Below are 15,282 nucleotides of genomic sequence, written 5' to 3' on the forward strand. Positions count from 1 at the left end.
TAGAAGAAATACTTCGACTTGGAAAAACTTAGGCTTAAATTAACGGCTATGATATTTCTATTTTAAATCGCAATATTACTTATTTTTTGCAACAAAAAAACTATTCGCATTATCCTACGAATAGTTTTTTATTTTAAGGTTTTACCTCACTATATACATTTAATATTTTTTGTACAACGCTAACTGCACGTACGCTTTGAGCACCACCTTCTACAACTACTGCAAAGGCTATGGCATCTTTCGTATCTGCATCATCTTTTGCAAACCCCATAAACCAAGAATGGTCTGCTGAAGTTTCATTTTGAGCTGTCCCTGTTTTGCCACCTACAGTCATTCCATTATAACTTAGCGAACTTGCTGTTCCGTTAGCCGTAACAGCTAACATTAATTTTTGTAACTTAGTAGCAGTTGCTTCATCTAAGACAGCCCCTTCATAAGTAGGCATATTTTTTACTTTAATGCTCCCCTTCTTACTCATACTATAATCCATAAGATAAGGTTTCATACTTACACCATCATTGGCAATCATTCCTGCAACCATGGCCATATGAAGTGGCGTTACAAGTGTTCTACCTTGTCCGATGGCTGTAGCTGCCTTTTCAAACTCACTATCACTCGAAGTAAGTTGGAATTTACTTTTTGAATATGCCATATCAAAGCTTAAGTCCTTGTTGAAACCAAGCTTTTCTGCTGCAGCCTTTAGCTCACCTACTGAAAGCTGTTCGCCTAATTTAACAAAATAGCTGTTACATGATTTTGCAAAAGCGGTTTCTAGATTTACTTCACCATGTGCTATATGATCATAACACTGAATTGTATAATCATCACCACTTACTTCTCCTGTACAGTTATAAGTAAAATCTAAAGATTCATCCCCCTGTTTCTCCATATATGCCAAAGCTGTCACAACCTTAAAGATAGAACCAGGTGGATAAAGCCCCTGAGTGGCACGGTTCACTAAAGGCGTATTTTTTTCATCAGTCCGCAGTTCGTCCCAGTTTTCTGCAATGTCATTAGGATTAAACCCAGGACTTGCATACATAGCACGTATTTTCCCCGTTGAAGGTTCTAAAATCACTACGCCACCTCGCTCTCCTGACATAGCTTCTGCCACCGCACTTTGATAGCGGTCATCTAATGTAAGTACTACATCGCGTCCTTCAAACTTTTCATCTAAAAATGCTGCCTTAAACAAAGAAGTTACGCTATAATCTGGGTAAAGTAATTGTGTATTAGCTAATGCTTCTGCACCTGTTTTTCCATTTGTGGCATAGCCAACTGCATGGGCATATAACTTGCCACGTGGATAAGTACGTTCTTCATTTTCTGTAGTTGCAAGTACTACCATATTGGTGTCATAAATAGTCCCACGAATAACTTCCTTTTCCATTGCATTTAGTCTTGTGTTTTGTGGATGAACTGCTATCTGCTTTTCTTTCACAACGGTAAAGTATATAAAATAACCTATCAGCAGCATAAACATAGCCACAAAAATGCCTGTAATCATATAAATAATCTGCTGATCTTGATTTTTTTTAGTCGTTCTTCTTGTTTCTCTCTTAACTTCCTTTTGACTTCTACTCACCTTTTCTTCCACCTTTTTTCTCTTCATTCATTCTTCCTTTATAAGAAAAATACGTAATCAGTCCAATCATTCCCATACTTACTACAATAGAAGTTCCACCAGCACTTAAAAATGGACTTGTAATCCCAGTAAGTGGAATAAGCTTCATTACGCCACCTATAATAATAAATACTTGTACGGCAAAGATTGTAGCAATCCCAATGATGATTAAGCGGTAAAAAGCATGTGTATAACGAAACGCCGCTTGCAAGCAAAGTAAGATAATCCCTAAGTAGCCTAATAAAACAACTATTCCCATAAGGTTTCCAAATTCTTCACAAATTGCTGCAAATATATAATCAGAGGTTGCTAGCGGAATTTTATTGGGTACACCTCTCGTTAATCCACTTCCAAGCCATCCCCAAGTTCCCATAGCAAAAAGTCCTTGAACTACCTGATAGCCTTTTCCATTAATATCTGCCCATGGATTTAGCCAAGCTTCTACCCTTACTCTTACGTGAGAAAAGGCAAAGTAACCAACGACACTTCCAATCGCACCTGCCAACAAGCCAAGCCCCGGTAACCATGCACTACGTGTGGCCATAAGTAACATCATAAGTGCTGTTAAATAATAAAGTAGCGCAGCACCTAAGTCCTTTTGAAGTACTAAACATCCTAAAGCACCTAGCACCACAACCCCTGGAAAAATAAATCCTCTATAACCTTTTTTATGATTTTCGCCTGCACTCAGCGTAGAAGCTAAAAATAATACTAATGCCACCTTTCCAATTTCAGATGGTTGGAAGCTAAAGCCTCCAATGCTTACCCAGTTGGTAGCACCTAGCATTGTCGTTCCTGCTACAAAAGGTAAAAACATTGTTATAATGAGTACACCCAAATAAAAATACTTATTTCCTGGCTTAATTAAGATTGAGAAAATATTTGGGAATATCAATGCCACAATAACACCTACAACATATGCAAAAAGCTGTTTTGTAGCCAAATCATGATCAAGGCGCTCAAGCATAATAAAACCTATATCCATCATAAAGAACATAATTTGCCAAAGGACTAGTTCGTGTTGTCTTTTCCAAAGTTTAAGCAGCCACAATGTCAACATAATAATGACATACATCACAAGTCCATTAATCACAATAGGTGCTCTTAAAGCTTCATCCGCCTGCTTACCAACTAAAATACTAATCCCCGCCAAATGTACAAAGGTAATACATAAACTTAAAAATCTATTTCTTTCTCTTGTTGTGCCTAAACTATAGCTTACAAATGGTTTCATAAAGCTAAAGGCAACTACCATAAATAAAACGCCAAATCCGGCAAATATATACCGACTTAGCAAAATGACTAAATTAAAATAGCCCACACCATCTCCTCCTTATAGTGCTCCTTTAAAGCTAACACCTTCTAAACTTGCTGGTGTAAATGCTTTCCCCTCTAGGTAAGCAGATAATACTTTCTGTACTTCACCTACATCTTCTTTATTGAATTGAAGGCGTACATTCATTTGATTTTTAATACGTTGTAATTCACTTGTTTTTGTTACAACAGGCTCATAACTTAAAATTTGCATCACGCAAGCTTCACAATCAGTTTGAATGGCCCATGGTGTATTCTTACGGTCTTTAATTTTATAAAGCTTCTTTTCTTTTTCTTTCTTTTGGCAATGATTTGTATGGCGAAGAATGCATTGTTGTGATGTCATAACTGGAATATAACCATAAACAATTTTTTCTAAGCTTCCTTCTAATGGTAACATTTCTTCTAAAGTAAGTTCCATTGAAACAGTTTCACCTGCCACGCCCATGTTTTCCCATAAATTGATGCATTCATTATTCATGACATTTAAATTATAGTCAACAATAATTTTTTTACTTGTATCCTTTAATAAATAATACAAGCCCGTAGTACGTATAAGATAACCTTCTATACAGCTTTCTTCCCAAGCCATAATCGCCTCTTTAAAACGTTTATAAGTCTTTTCCTTCATGATTGAAGGGAAGGCAAGATACATCTGTACGTCTTTTTCCTTACATCTTGTTAAAGCCTTTTCCGCTAAGCTTTGGTCATATTGCCACTCCCAGTAAATACGTTTAATTTGTGACCATTTTAAGCATTCTTCTAATTGCTCTAAAGTTGTCACATGGACATACCATTGTCCTACTTCTTCATTTGCTTGTACATGATGATGCACTTCTTCTAAATGCACTGGATGTTTTTGAGGCATTACCCTTAAGATTTCTGCTTCTAATAAGCTTACAGCCTGTCTTCTCACTTCATTCAGCTGACTAATTGGCATATAAGCATTTTCATCCCAAATAATTTCATGCGTTTTAGCAACAAAAGAAGTACTTCCAAGCTTAGTTAACTGTTTAATCACTTGTTCCTTTGTAAGTGGGGCATTCATTGCATTTTCTAGAATATCTCCCTTATAAACAACCTTCTTATCTCCTGCCACAAGACTTACTTCTAAAGGTTCACCAATTTTACCTACTACGCTTAAATGAATTGGCATTTTACGTTGTGGTTTCTGATAAGAAGCACGTAATACTTTTAAAAGATTATGATTCTTAGTAAGATACGCTTCACTGCCTACTTCTACAAAATGTTCAAAGTGTGCTTTGATGCTTGTCCCCTTTTCACATTTTTTAGAGATGCCCATCCCTACGCTATCTTTACCTTTTCGGATAATTTCAAGACCATCTCCAGGATTTAGATCACGCTCAAGTAAAATAGTTGCCATCCCTGTTTTAGGCACAAAGTTTGTAACTACCCCAGCTTTTAATCCAATGTGCTTTGGACTTACTGGCGTAAGCATCGCCTTTGTGCCATGTTCAAAGTAATACCCCTTTGAAAAACCACCACGGTTAAATACACCTTTTAGGACATCTAAATCTTCTTGAGCCACCTTGTATTTTTCACCACTTAAAGCAAGGTCTACATATTTGCGATAAGTTTTCACCACAGATGCCACATATTCAGGAGACTTCATGCGGCCTTCCATTTTAAGTGAATGCACACCGCATGCTAAAAGCTCTGGTAAAAATTCAATACTACAAATATCTTTTAAACTCAGTAAATACGCTTCTTTAACAAGTGTTTTATCTTCATCCATTAAGCTATATTTCATACGGCATGTTTGCGCACAGCGTCCCCTATTCCCACTTCTGCCACCAATTAAACTGCTCATAAGACATTGTCCTGAGTAACTATAACATAAGGCACCATGAACAAAAGTTTCAATCTCAATATCACATGCTTTAATAATCTCTTCAATTTCTTTAAGCCCTAATTCTCTTGCCAGTACAACACGCTTAAACCCTAATGACTTTAAGAACATGACATCTTCAATGCTATGCGCTGACATCTGTGTACTTGCATGTAGGCGAAGTTTAGGGAAATATTTCCTTGCAATTGCTGCTACACCTAAATCTTGAACAATAATGGCATGTACACCTATTTCCTCTAAGTATTTAAGATACTCATAAACCCCTTCTACTTCTGCTTCTTTAATTAAAATATTAACCGTTACATAAACACGTACACCACGTAATTTGGCGTATTGTACGATTTGTTCGAGTTCATCTTCTGTGAAGTTATCTGCGTATTGTCTTGCATTAAATAATTTGCCACCTACAAAGAGGGCATCTGCACCATTTTCTACTGCTGCAATGGCATTTTCCATTTTCCCAACAGGTGCTAATAATTCTGCTTTCATCTAATTGTCTCACCTTTTCTATTTAATATATAATCTACATATTTCTGTTTTATTGCTTTATTAGTTCTTTTTAATATATTTATTTTACAACAATACAGGGAAAGAGAAACTTTCGTTTATCTTCCCCTGTTTGTATAATCTTTTTTATGATGTGAATGGGTTGCTACTGCTAATTGCTCTCGGGTTCGGGTGATTTCTAGTGATAACTCTTGAATACGTTGTTTCAATGCGGCATTTTCTGCACTACATTTCTCAAACTCATCCATACGTGCTTCTAACTGCTGTTTCGTCTTCACATATTCATCCGCCACATTTAATGCCACTAGCATATTGGCCTTGTGACTTGTAAGCTTTGTTTTACCAGCCACCTCTTGAATCTCTAATAATTTATCATTAATGAGACGTGCCACTTTCTGAATGTGTTCTTCCGACTCCTCGCCTTGCAGTGCATAAATAGCGCCACCAATGATGACTTCAATTCTATTTTTCGCCACTGTTTAACACCTCATTATTCTAGTTATTATTTTGCTTGTCACAATTATAGCATAACCCTTTACTAAATACTACTTTCTGAATTTATTTTACAAACTTTATTTCTTACAGCACGCTATACTTCCCAATTTTTTCCCATGAGACTTCCTAAAGTTGCTCTAAATGAAAGGCTTCATAAGCTTTAGGAGTTAGCATACGACCTCTTGGTGTACGTTGCAAATACCCTTGCTGAATAAGATAAGGCTCATATACATCTTCTAGTGTATCTCTTTCCTCCCCAATAGCAGCTGCTAATGTTTCAAGGCCTACAGGACCACCTTTAAACTGTAATGCAATCGCATGAATAATACGTCTATCAATTTCATCTAATCCATTTTTATCAATATTTAAAAGTTCTAATGCCTTTTCACAGCTTTCTGAATGAATATTGTTTTCAAACTTAATTTGCGCAATATCACGTACTCGTTTTAAAAGGCGGTTTGCTACCCTCGGCGTCCCACGACTGCAACGTGCAATTTCTAAAGCTGCTTCCTCTGTAATTGGCGTATTTAAAAGACCTGCTGTACGTTTAACAATCTGTCCTAATTCCTCAGCACTATAATACTCAAGGCGTTGAATAATTCCAAATCTGTCACGAAGCGGTGAACTTAACATTCCCGCACGTGTCGTTGCCCCAATTAAAGTAAAATGTGGTAAACTTAAACGGATAGATTTCGCTGTCGGCCCCTTACCCACAACAATGTCAATACAATAATCTTCCATCGCTGAATATAAAACCTCTTCTACATGACGACTCATACGATGAATTTCATCTATAAATAATATATCACCATGTTGCAGATTATTTAAAATAGCGGCAATATCCCCTGGCTTTTCAATAGCAGGTCCTGAGGTCACTTTAATCTTCACCCCCATTTCTGCTGCAATAACCCCTGCAAGTGTCGTTTTACCTAAACCTGGTGGGCCATATAATAATACATGGTCTAAAGACTCCTCACGAATTTTAGCTGCCTCGATAAATATTTTTATATTTTCTTTAATAGCAGATTGTCCAATATATTCTTCTAAAGAAAGGGGTCTTATATTGCTTTCTATTTCATTATCTTCTAATTGTAAATCACAAGACATGATACGTCTTTCCATTTTTCATCCCCCTTACATTCCTAATAAACTCAATGCTTTCTTAATTAGTGTCTCACTATCAGAACTATAGTCAAAGATTGCTTCTACAGCCTTTCTTGCATCTGCATCTTTATAGCCTAAAGCAGTAAGTGCTTCAATCGCCTCATTTTTAGCTGTATCATCTTTAAGGCCTGTCTGAAGAAGACTTAAATCTGGTACATAAAGCTTACCAATACTATCCTTAAGTTCTAAAATAATACGTTGTGCTGTCTTTGGACCGATACCACTTACTTTGCTTAAAGCCTTGCTATCTTGTTCTAAAATAATCTCAATAACTTCCTGACTTGTGTAAGTGTTTAAAACTTGCATTCCCCCCTTAGGGCCAATGCCACTTACACTAATAAGCTTTTTAAAGATTTCACGTTCTTCTTTATTTTGAAAACCATAAAGATCATGTCCATCTTCTTTAATATGCTCATATATATAGACTTTTATGGGTTCTTTGCTTTGTCCAAGCTGACTAAAAGCCGTACCTTGACAAAACACTTCATATCCTACACCACAAGCTTCTATTACTAAACTATTTTCATTTAATTCTTCTAATGTTCCTTTTAAGTATGTGATCATGGTCTACTCCTTTATTTTTAGTAGGCAATTTCTTCTCTATTTTACCTTACTCCCATATAAATAGCAAATGCGCCTTTAAGCTCACTGAACTAGGCTTTAAAGACGCATTCCAACTCCTTAATGAAGTGTTTTTTTACTGTTATCTGGCATGTATTTTAAAGGATGAAGTTTTCCATCTGGTGTTTGTATCTTTGTATTTTGTAATTGATTTTTAAAATTTGATCTAAAAATCTTTAAGTATTCTTGTCTTAAATTATTTTGTTCAATAGTTTCACTTTCTGTTAAACCAATTGTTTTCTTTTTGTGTGCCAGTTCATTAATACGTTTGATAAGTAAATCCATTTCCATGTCGTTAAATTCCTTTCTTAAGTCAAGCAATAAATATACGCTTTATACTAAGCCTTAAACCAAGTGCCCACTGCCTCACCTTTTAAAATGTCTCGGAGCACACTAATATCTGCTGCTGAAGCAATTACAGTATGAGAACCCGCACTCTTTGCAATTTTAGCTGCAATAATTTTAGTTGTCATGCCACCTGTTCCCATTGTTGTGCCTGCATCACCAGCCAGTAACTCAATCTCAGGTGTAATTTCTTCTACCACTGGAATAAGCTTGGCTGTTGGGTCTACTTTAGGATTTGCTGTATAAAGCCCTTCTATATCTGAAAGTAAAACAAGCAAATCTGCTTCCACAAGTCTCGCAACTGTAGCTGAAAGTGTATCATTATCACCAAAGCGATAACCATCAATCTCTGAAGTTGAAATACAGTCATTTTCATTGATAATAGGAATAACCCCAAGATCAATTAAAGTTTCAAATGTATTCTTCGCATTTGTTTTCTTGATTTCATCTTCAATCACGTCTTTTGTAAGTAGTATTTGTGCTATTACCTGATTGTATTCTTCAAAGAACTTTTCATACATTTTCATTAAAATGCCTTGCCCAATAGCTGCTGTTGCTTGCTTAAGTGGCAAGTCATCTGGTCTTTTGCTTCTACCTATACGCTGCATTCCTGCATTAATAGCACCAGAAGAAACTAACATAATTTCTTTACCAGCATTATTTAAATCTGTTAAAACACGTGCAAGTCGATCCATCTTCTCTAAATCAATCCTACCATTTTCATGTGTTAATGAAGATGTACCAATCTTTATAACAATACGTTTTGCTGCTTGTATTTGCGCTCTCATGTTTTCCCCCTCATTTATGTGAGTCATCTATTTATTGTATTCCTATTTTATACAAAAACTTTGTCTAAGCTAAAGCCCACGTACACTCACTGGAATGCTCGTTGCAACTTTTTGGCTTATTTCTTCAGTAAGTTCTTGAACTTTTACAAGACGTGCCATCCCTATTTTCTTTGTAACACTTAAGGCCTGTACGCCATTTGCATCTTTCTTTTGTTTTTCTTCAATGGCACTTACAGCTACATAAGCTGTCTTACCATCTTCTCGTGTCAACGCTAAGACATCCGCATCTGTTACATAACTTATGCCGACACAAGTAGCTTTACTATAAAAAGCTTTAATAAGTTTTTTACGATTTGTTTTTGTTTCATAAACATTAACGGGTACCTTAGTCACCTTACCCGTTTCATAACCAAAAGCCATAAAGCCACTATAATCTGCTGTGGCATGAATACTTATAATTTGTTCGCCATCTTCCATATCTAATAAATTTGGCAGATAAACCCCAAATTGGCTCGCCTTAGTATCTTCAATTTCATGTAACTTTAGTTTATAGACATTACATTTATTTGTAAAGAGTAATAAATCACTACGATTGCCTGCTTCTAGTTCTTGAATAATGCTATCATTTTCTTTAAGCTTCTGTTCGCCACTACTTCTTAACGAAACAAGTGTAATTTTCTTTAAGTACTGATGGTCTGTAAAGAACAGTCTGACATTGTAATCTTCAATAAGCTCCTCTTGTTTAGGTCGTACCACTTCTGTATGATGTAAAAGTTCTGTACGCCTTGGTGTACCATATTTCTTTTGAATTTGCTTAAGTTCATCACTAATAACCTTACGGACTTTATTTGGATGGGCCACAATATCTTTTAAGCGATTAATTTCCTTTTCAAGTCCTTCTAATTCTTTTAAAGTCTCTAAAATATATTGCTTATTTAAATGACGCAGTTTAATTTCTGCCACATATTCAGCTTGCATTTCACTAATGCCAAAGTGTGCCATAAGGTTTGGCACAACTTCCTTTTCCTTCTCTGTATGACGGACAATATCAACTGCTTTATCAATATCTAATAAAATTTGCTTAAGTCCTAAAAGTAAGTGATAACGTTTCTCTAACTTTTCAATGTTAAAATTATATTTACGAATGATACATTCTTGTCTAAACTTACACCACTCAGCAATAATTTCTTTAACACCCATTACTCTTGGCATACCATCAATTAAGATATTGAAGTTACAGCTAAAACTATCTTCTAATGGCGTTGCCTTAAATAACTTTTGCATTAAAAATTCTGGATCTGTGCTACGTTTTAAATCAATTGTTAATTTAAGACCTGAGAGGTCTGTTTCATCACGTACATCCGTAATTTCTTTAATCTTTCCAGCCTTAACAAGCTCTTCAATCTTATCAATAATTGCTTCTACCGTTGTGCTATATGGTATTTCTGTAATTTCAATGCAGTTTTCTTTTTTATAATAAGTATATTTACCACGTACTTTAAAACTTCCTTTTCCAGCTTCTAACACATTTCTCATTTCCAACTCATCATAAATAATTGTACCACCTGTTGGAAAATCTGGTGCTAAAATATGGGCCAGTACATCCGCATTCTCATCTTTTAAATAAGCCATTGTCGCATTACAAATTTCACTTAAATTAAAGCTACAAATATTACTTGCCATCCCTACAGCAATTCCTTGATTTGGATTCACTAAAATATTTGGAAAACGTGTTGGCAAAAGTACAGGCTCTTTTAAAGTGCCATCATAGTTATCCATGAAGTCTACTGCATTCTCCTCAATATCACCAAAGACCTCACTACAAACTTCACTTAGCTTAGCTTCTGTATATCTTGATGCAGCATAGGCCATATCTCTTGAGTAAACTTTTCCAAAGTTTCCTTTCGAGTCTACTAAAGGGACATTTAATGCCCCATTTCCTTTTGTAAGACGTACCATTGTTTCATAAATGGCTCCATCCCCATGAGGATTAAGCTTCATGGTTTGTCCTACAATATTAGCTGATTTTGTACGTACACCTTTAATTAAATTCATCTTATACATCGTATAAAGTAATTTACGATGAGAAGGCTTAAAACCATCTATTTCAGGCAATGCCCTAGAGACAATAACACTCATTGCATAGGGCATATAATTGTTTTCTAATGTTTCTGTAATTCTTTGTTTTACTATATTTTTGTTCATCGTCCCCCGTCCTTTCTCTATCATTTAAACACTATTTATCATGATTTTAGCTCATATCAGCTAAATCTAAATAGCGATGCCCTTCATCTGCTATAAACTGTTTACGACCTTTTAAATCATCTCCAAGAAGTACATCAAACATAAATTGTGTAGCCTCAACATCTGTTGGAAGCACTTGTATGAGCCTACGGCTTTCTGGACACATTGTTGTCTTCCACATCATATCTGGATCATTTTCACCAAGTCCTTTAGAACGTTGAATCGTATATTTCGTTTTTATCTTGCTTAAAATCTCTGTTTTCTCACTTTCTGTAAAGGCAAAGTAAGTATCATTTTTTGTATTAATTTCATAAAGTGGTGTTTCAGCAATATAAACCTTACCTTCTCTAATAAGCGTTGGTGCTAAACTATAAAGCATTGTTAAAATCAGTGTACGAATTTGATAACCATCTACATCGGCATCTGTACAAATAATAACTTTATCCCATCTTAAATTATCTATATTAAAGGTATTTAAATCTTTATTATGTTTTGATGTAATTTCAACACCACACCCTAATACCTTCAGTAAATCTACAATAATATCACTTTTAAATATTTTATCATAATCTGCTTTTAAACAGTTTAAAATTTTTCCACGTACTGGCATAATTCCTTGGAAATCAGCATTACGTCCTAACTTACAAGAGCCAAGTGCAGAATCTCCCTCTACGATATAAAGTTCACGTTTTGTGACATCTTTTGAACGACAATCCACAAACTTTTTAATACGGTTGGAAATATCAATATTTCCGCTTAATTGTTTACGTACATTAATACGTGTGCGTTCTGCTTTTTCACGACTACGCTTATTTACCAAAACTTGTTTTGCAATTTTCTCTGCTTCATTTTTATTTTCTGTAAAGTAAATGAAGAGGTATTCTTTTAAATAATCTTGAATTGCTTCTTGAATAAATTTATTCGTAATTGCTTTTTTAGTTTGATTTTCATAACTTGTAATTGTTGAAAATGAGTTGACGATTAAAATTAAGCTATCTTGAATATCTACAAAAGTGATTTTCTTTTCATCTTTATTATAGATCCCTTCATTTTTAAGGTATTGGTCAATGGCATATACAAAAGCATTACGCACTGCTTTATCAGGCGAACCACCATACTCTAAGTAACTTGAGTTATGATAATATTCTAAACAGTTTGTCTCATTACAGAAAGCAAATGCCACTTGAAACTTTAGTTTATATTCTGGTCTATCTGGACTATCTTGCCCTCTTGTTTCCTGCTCTACATATACTACATCTGTAAAAGCCTTTTCACCAGCAAGCTCTTTTGCATACCCCATAATCCCATCTTCATATAAATAAACAGTTTTCTGATCTTCAATTTCATCTTTAAAAACAAATTCAATATTTTTATTAACAACAGCTTGTCTTTTTAAGACATCATGAAAATAAGCCGAACTAATGCATACATCTGTAAAAACCTCTTTATCTGGCATCCAATGGATTTTACTTCCTGTACGTTTGTAATCGGCTTTTGTCTTTCTAAGGCCACCTATATTTTCACCCTTTTCAAAGTGAAGTTCATAAATGTAACCATCTCTTTTTACTTCTACGTCCATATACTCGGAACTATATTGTGTGGCACAACTACCAAGTCCATTTAATCCTAAACTAAATTCATAGTTGTCACCATCATTATTGTTATATTTTCCCCCTGCATAAAGTTCGCAAAATACTAACTCCCAGTTATAACGTTGTTCTACTTCATTATAATCTACGGGAATCCCTCTCCCAAAGTCTTCAATGGTAATGGAGTGGTCTTTATGCAAAGTGACATTAATTGTATGTCCATAACCTTCTTTTGCCTCATCGATAGAGTTGGCTAAAATCTCAAATACTGCATGTTGACAGCCTTCAATACTATCTGAGCCAAATATAACGCTAGGACGCAGTCTGACACGATCTGCACCTTTTAAGGCAGATATACTTTGATTATCATATGTTTTTTCTTTCATCTCTCATCACCTATATATTTAGTCTCATCTACTTACTGTAAATTAAAAGCTATCCCATTGTCAAGTTTTAAATGCTCCTTCAAATCTTTCTTTTAACAAAATTTTTCCTTGCTTTTTGTCATCTAAGGCGTATCTCTCACCTGTGTCATAGCAAGTACCTTCGGCTCTTTATAAGCCACATTAAAAGTTTCCACTTCCATACTTGTAATGGTGACTTCATTCTGCTCCGTAAGGGCCATTAAATGCTCTAATCCTTCTATGACTGTCCCAAATGCTGTATAACGTCCATCTAACTCAGGAGCATCTTTTAATAAAACAAAGAACTGAGACCCTTCTGTATTAAATTTATCACTTCTTGCCATGCACACTGTTCCTTGTAAACATTTCAGTTTATTAGGATAACCATTGTCTTTACATTCACTTTTAATAAAATAGCCAGGATAACCTGTCCCATTACCTATTGTGTCTCCCGTTTGGACGAAATAATTTGGTAAAATTTTGCTAAAGCCTAAACCGTTGTAAAAACCACACCTTGCAAGATCAATAAAATTACAAACAGTATTAGGCGCTGCTTCTGGATCAAGTTGCATCTTAAATGACGTATTATTTGATAAATCTACTGTCACAATAGGACGGCTTACAAGAGAGACCTCTTCTGTATCATGACTTATATAAAAATAGCTTCCTATGCCTATTATACTCATTATTAAAAAGATTAATAGAATTATCTTTTTCATTATCCACACATTCCTTCATTTTTTTATAAGTATGGACAAGCTAGGAAATTTTATACCAAATCTACCTTCTTAAACTTATGAGCGTATTTTTATAAGCAGAAATAAAGCGACTAGTAGCACATTATCAACTCAAATTTTGAGTTTGGAGTAGAAAAGTTAAAGGTCGAACTTTCCTAGTCTATAAAAAAACAGGGTGCATGCACCCTGTTTCATTTAATTATATATTATATAATTATTAATTAGTCTTCATCATAATCAGCGAAGAAGTTTTGATCGAATAAAGAAGCTACTGCATCCCATTCTTCGTCTGTTTCGATATCATCTAATTTTACTTCTTCACCGTTTTCTGAGTAACGATAGAAGAGTACTTCAGCTTCATCAGCATTTTCAACTTCTTCAGCTGGTGCTAAAGCAATATATTCTCTACCTTCACATTCAAAAATGTCAAGAACAGCGCAAGGCACTTCTTCATCTTCATCTTCGAAAGTTACATAGATTAATGTTTCTTCTTCGTGATCGTGTCCACATCCGCAATCATGTGCTTCATGTTCATGTCCACATCCGCAACCTGTGCCACATCCGCAGTTTTTGTTTTCTTCCATTTTAAGTTCCTCCTTAGGAATGAATTCACATTCGATTATAACATAGTTTGAGAAATTTTACCAAGGCTTCTTATAAATTTTCTTTTATAAGACGCTCAGCATTGCCATAAGTAATTGCATCTATTAGATCTGCTGAGTACTCTTTAGACAATCTTGTTACTAGTTTATCCATTTTTCCAGCATCACATACCTCTAACTTACACGCCATACCATCAAAGTCTGTTCCTAATGCTAAAATCCCCTTGCCGCCTATCTTATAGAAGTGGCCGATATGCCTTGCAATATCCTCTACCAGACTCTCATCCGTTCCATTTAAAAAGACACTATAAAAATTAGCCCCAATAATGCCCCCTGTTTCAGCGATAAGACGAATAGTTTCATCGGATAAATTACGGCTATGCGGCATGAGTGCATATGCATTACAATGTGATGCAATGATTGGTTTTTTATAAATAGCCGCTACATCTCTCACCCCATACTCCGATAAGTGAGAAATATCCACAAACATTTTATAGCCATTTAGTGCCTCTGCCACTTGCTTTCCAAAAGGTGTAAGTCCTTCCTTCATGCTATGGGGTGCACCTAATTGGTTTTTGTAATTCCAGGTAAATGTCATCATACGTACGCCCATATTCCATAAGGTATCAATTTCTCCGATGTCATGACCTATGGGGGCACCTTCTTCTAAGGATAAAAAAGCTGCAATTTTCCCCTGTTTTCTTAACGCTATATATTCTTCATAGCTTGTTGCAAGTCCTATTTCTTCCTTATTTTTTTCAATTTCTTGAAGAAAATAGTCTCTCATATGCTTTACATAGTCCATTAAAGGCTCCTGTACTTTTTGCATATCTGAATAAAGGGCAAACCACTGTGCAAAGTAATTGCTTGCTCTTAACTTGCAAATATCAATATGATAATCATTAGAAAACAAATGGGTCTTGTCGTTATAGAGTCTGTCAATTGTATCACAGTGCAAATCTATAAATGGCATAGTTC

At 35.2% G+C, this 15,282-nt stretch carries 13 protein-coding genes; all 13 read right to left on the minus strand.

The annotated features are described in order from the left end of the window. Positions 1 to 133: 133 nt before the first annotated feature. The 13 genes from AC1VAQ_RS02570 to AC1VAQ_RS02630 all read right to left on the minus strand — a co-directional run bounded on the left by AC1VAQ_RS02570 (position 134) and on the right by AC1VAQ_RS02630 (position 15,277). Entirely contained in the window at positions 134 to 1,612 is a 1,479-nt protein-coding gene (locus AC1VAQ_RS02570; protein ID WP_302595333.1) for a peptidoglycan D,D-transpeptidase FtsI family protein, read from the minus strand. Continuing rightward, on the minus strand, positions 1,578 to 2,945 hold the full coding sequence (locus AC1VAQ_RS02575; RefSeq protein WP_302595331.1) for an FtsW/RodA/SpoVE family cell cycle protein: 1,368 nt from the start codon (positions 2,943 to 2,945) through the stop codon (positions 1,578 to 1,580). Before AC1VAQ_RS02575 ends, AC1VAQ_RS02570 begins: the two co-directional genes overlap by 35 nt. 12 nt (positions 2,946 to 2,957) lie before the next feature. Beyond that, a complete protein-coding gene (locus AC1VAQ_RS02580) occupies positions 2,958 to 5,297 on the minus strand; it encodes a U32 family peptidase (RefSeq protein WP_302595330.1) in 2,340 nt (779 codons plus the stop codon). Between the two features lie 116 nt (positions 5,298 to 5,413). Further along, complete coding sequence (locus tag AC1VAQ_RS02585) at positions 5,414 to 5,791, minus strand: cell division protein ZapA (RefSeq protein ID WP_302595329.1); 378 nt, start codon at positions 5,789 to 5,791, stop codon at positions 5,414 to 5,416. 145 nt (positions 5,792 to 5,936) lie between these two features. Beyond that, positions 5,937 to 6,932, minus strand: a complete 996-nt coding sequence (gene ruvB / locus AC1VAQ_RS02590) for a Holliday junction branch migration DNA helicase RuvB (protein WP_302595328.1) — start codon at positions 6,930 to 6,932, stop codon at positions 5,937 to 5,939. Between the two features lie 12 nt (positions 6,933 to 6,944). After that, the gene (ruvA, locus tag AC1VAQ_RS02595; RefSeq protein ID WP_302595326.1) at positions 6,945 to 7,538 is read right to left on the minus strand and encodes a Holliday junction branch migration protein RuvA; all 594 of its coding nucleotides are present in this window, start codon (positions 7,536 to 7,538) and stop codon (positions 6,945 to 6,947) included. A gap of 117 nt (positions 7,539 to 7,655) precedes the next feature. After that, positions 7,656 to 7,886: a DUF896 domain-containing protein gene (locus AC1VAQ_RS02600; protein ID WP_302595325.1), complete on the minus strand. Its 231-nt coding sequence runs from the start codon at positions 7,884 to 7,886 to the stop codon at positions 7,656 to 7,658. 47 nt (positions 7,887 to 7,933) lie between these two features. After that, positions 7,934 to 8,728: a glutamate 5-kinase gene (gene proB, locus AC1VAQ_RS02605; protein ID WP_302595324.1), complete on the minus strand. Its 795-nt coding sequence runs from the start codon at positions 8,726 to 8,728 to the stop codon at positions 7,934 to 7,936. Between the two features lie 69 nt (positions 8,729 to 8,797). Continuing rightward, entirely contained in the window at positions 8,798 to 10,933 is a 2,136-nt protein-coding gene (locus AC1VAQ_RS02610; RefSeq protein ID WP_303243770.1) for a DNA gyrase subunit A, read from the minus strand. A gap of 46 nt (positions 10,934 to 10,979) precedes the next feature. Next, positions 10,980 to 12,947 (minus strand): DNA gyrase/topoisomerase IV subunit B, encoded by a 1,968-nt coding sequence (locus AC1VAQ_RS02615; RefSeq protein WP_302595322.1) that lies wholly within the window; start codon positions 12,945 to 12,947, stop codon positions 10,980 to 10,982. Between the two features lie 122 nt (positions 12,948 to 13,069). After that, complete coding sequence (locus tag AC1VAQ_RS02620) at positions 13,070 to 13,651, minus strand: peptidylprolyl isomerase (protein ID WP_479903441.1); 582 nt, start codon at positions 13,649 to 13,651, stop codon at positions 13,070 to 13,072. Between the two features lie 272 nt (positions 13,652 to 13,923). Next, positions 13,924 to 14,286: a DUF1292 domain-containing protein gene (locus tag AC1VAQ_RS02625; protein WP_302595320.1), complete on the minus strand. Its 363-nt coding sequence runs from the start codon at positions 14,284 to 14,286 to the stop codon at positions 13,924 to 13,926. Positions 14,287 to 14,356: 70 nt separating this feature from the next. Then, the gene (locus AC1VAQ_RS02630) at positions 14,357 to 15,277 is read right to left on the minus strand and encodes a dipeptidase (protein WP_302595318.1); all 921 of its coding nucleotides are present in this window, start codon (positions 15,275 to 15,277) and stop codon (positions 14,357 to 14,359) included. Positions 15,278 to 15,282: the final 5 nt, after the last annotated feature.

Source organism: Cellulosilyticum sp. (genome assembly GCF_982396655.1).

Excerpts from the sequence above, each read along its gene's own strand:
- AC1VAQ_RS02570 (WP_302595333.1), bottom strand. The coding sequence starts at position 1,612 with ATGAAGAGAAAAAAGGTGGAAGAAAAGGTGAGTAGAAGTCAAAAGGAA.
- AC1VAQ_RS02580 (WP_302595330.1), bottom strand. The coding sequence starts at position 5,297 with ATGAAAGCAGAATTATTAGCACCTGTTGGGAAAATGGAAAATGCCATT.
- ruvB (WP_302595328.1), bottom strand. The coding sequence starts at position 6,932 with ATGGAAAGACGTATCATGTCTTGTGATTTACAATTAGAAGATAATGAA.
- ruvA (WP_302595326.1), bottom strand. The coding sequence starts at position 7,538 with ATGATCACATACTTAAAAGGAACATTAGAAGAATTAAATGAAAATAGT.
- AC1VAQ_RS02600 (WP_302595325.1), bottom strand. The coding sequence starts at position 7,886 with ATGGAAATGGATTTACTTATCAAACGTATTAATGAACTGGCACACAAA.
- proB (WP_302595324.1), bottom strand. The coding sequence starts at position 8,728 with ATGAGAGCGCAAATACAAGCAGCAAAACGTATTGTTATAAAGATTGGT.
- AC1VAQ_RS02610 (WP_303243770.1), bottom strand. The coding sequence starts at position 10,933 with ATGAACAAAAATATAGTAAAACAAAGAATTACAGAAACATTAGAAAAC.
- AC1VAQ_RS02615 (WP_302595322.1), bottom strand. The coding sequence starts at position 12,947 with ATGAAAGAAAAAACATATGATAATCAAAGTATATCTGCCTTAAAAGGT.
- AC1VAQ_RS02620 (WP_479903441.1), bottom strand. The coding sequence starts at position 13,651 with ATGAGTATAATAGGCATAGGAAGCTATTTTTATATAAGTCATGATACA.
- AC1VAQ_RS02625 (WP_302595320.1), bottom strand. The coding sequence starts at position 14,286 with ATGGAAGAAAACAAAAACTGCGGATGTGGCACAGGTTGCGGATGTGGA.
- AC1VAQ_RS02630 (WP_302595318.1), bottom strand. The coding sequence starts at position 15,277 with ATGCCATTTATAGATTTGCACTGTGATACAATTGACAGACTCTATAAC.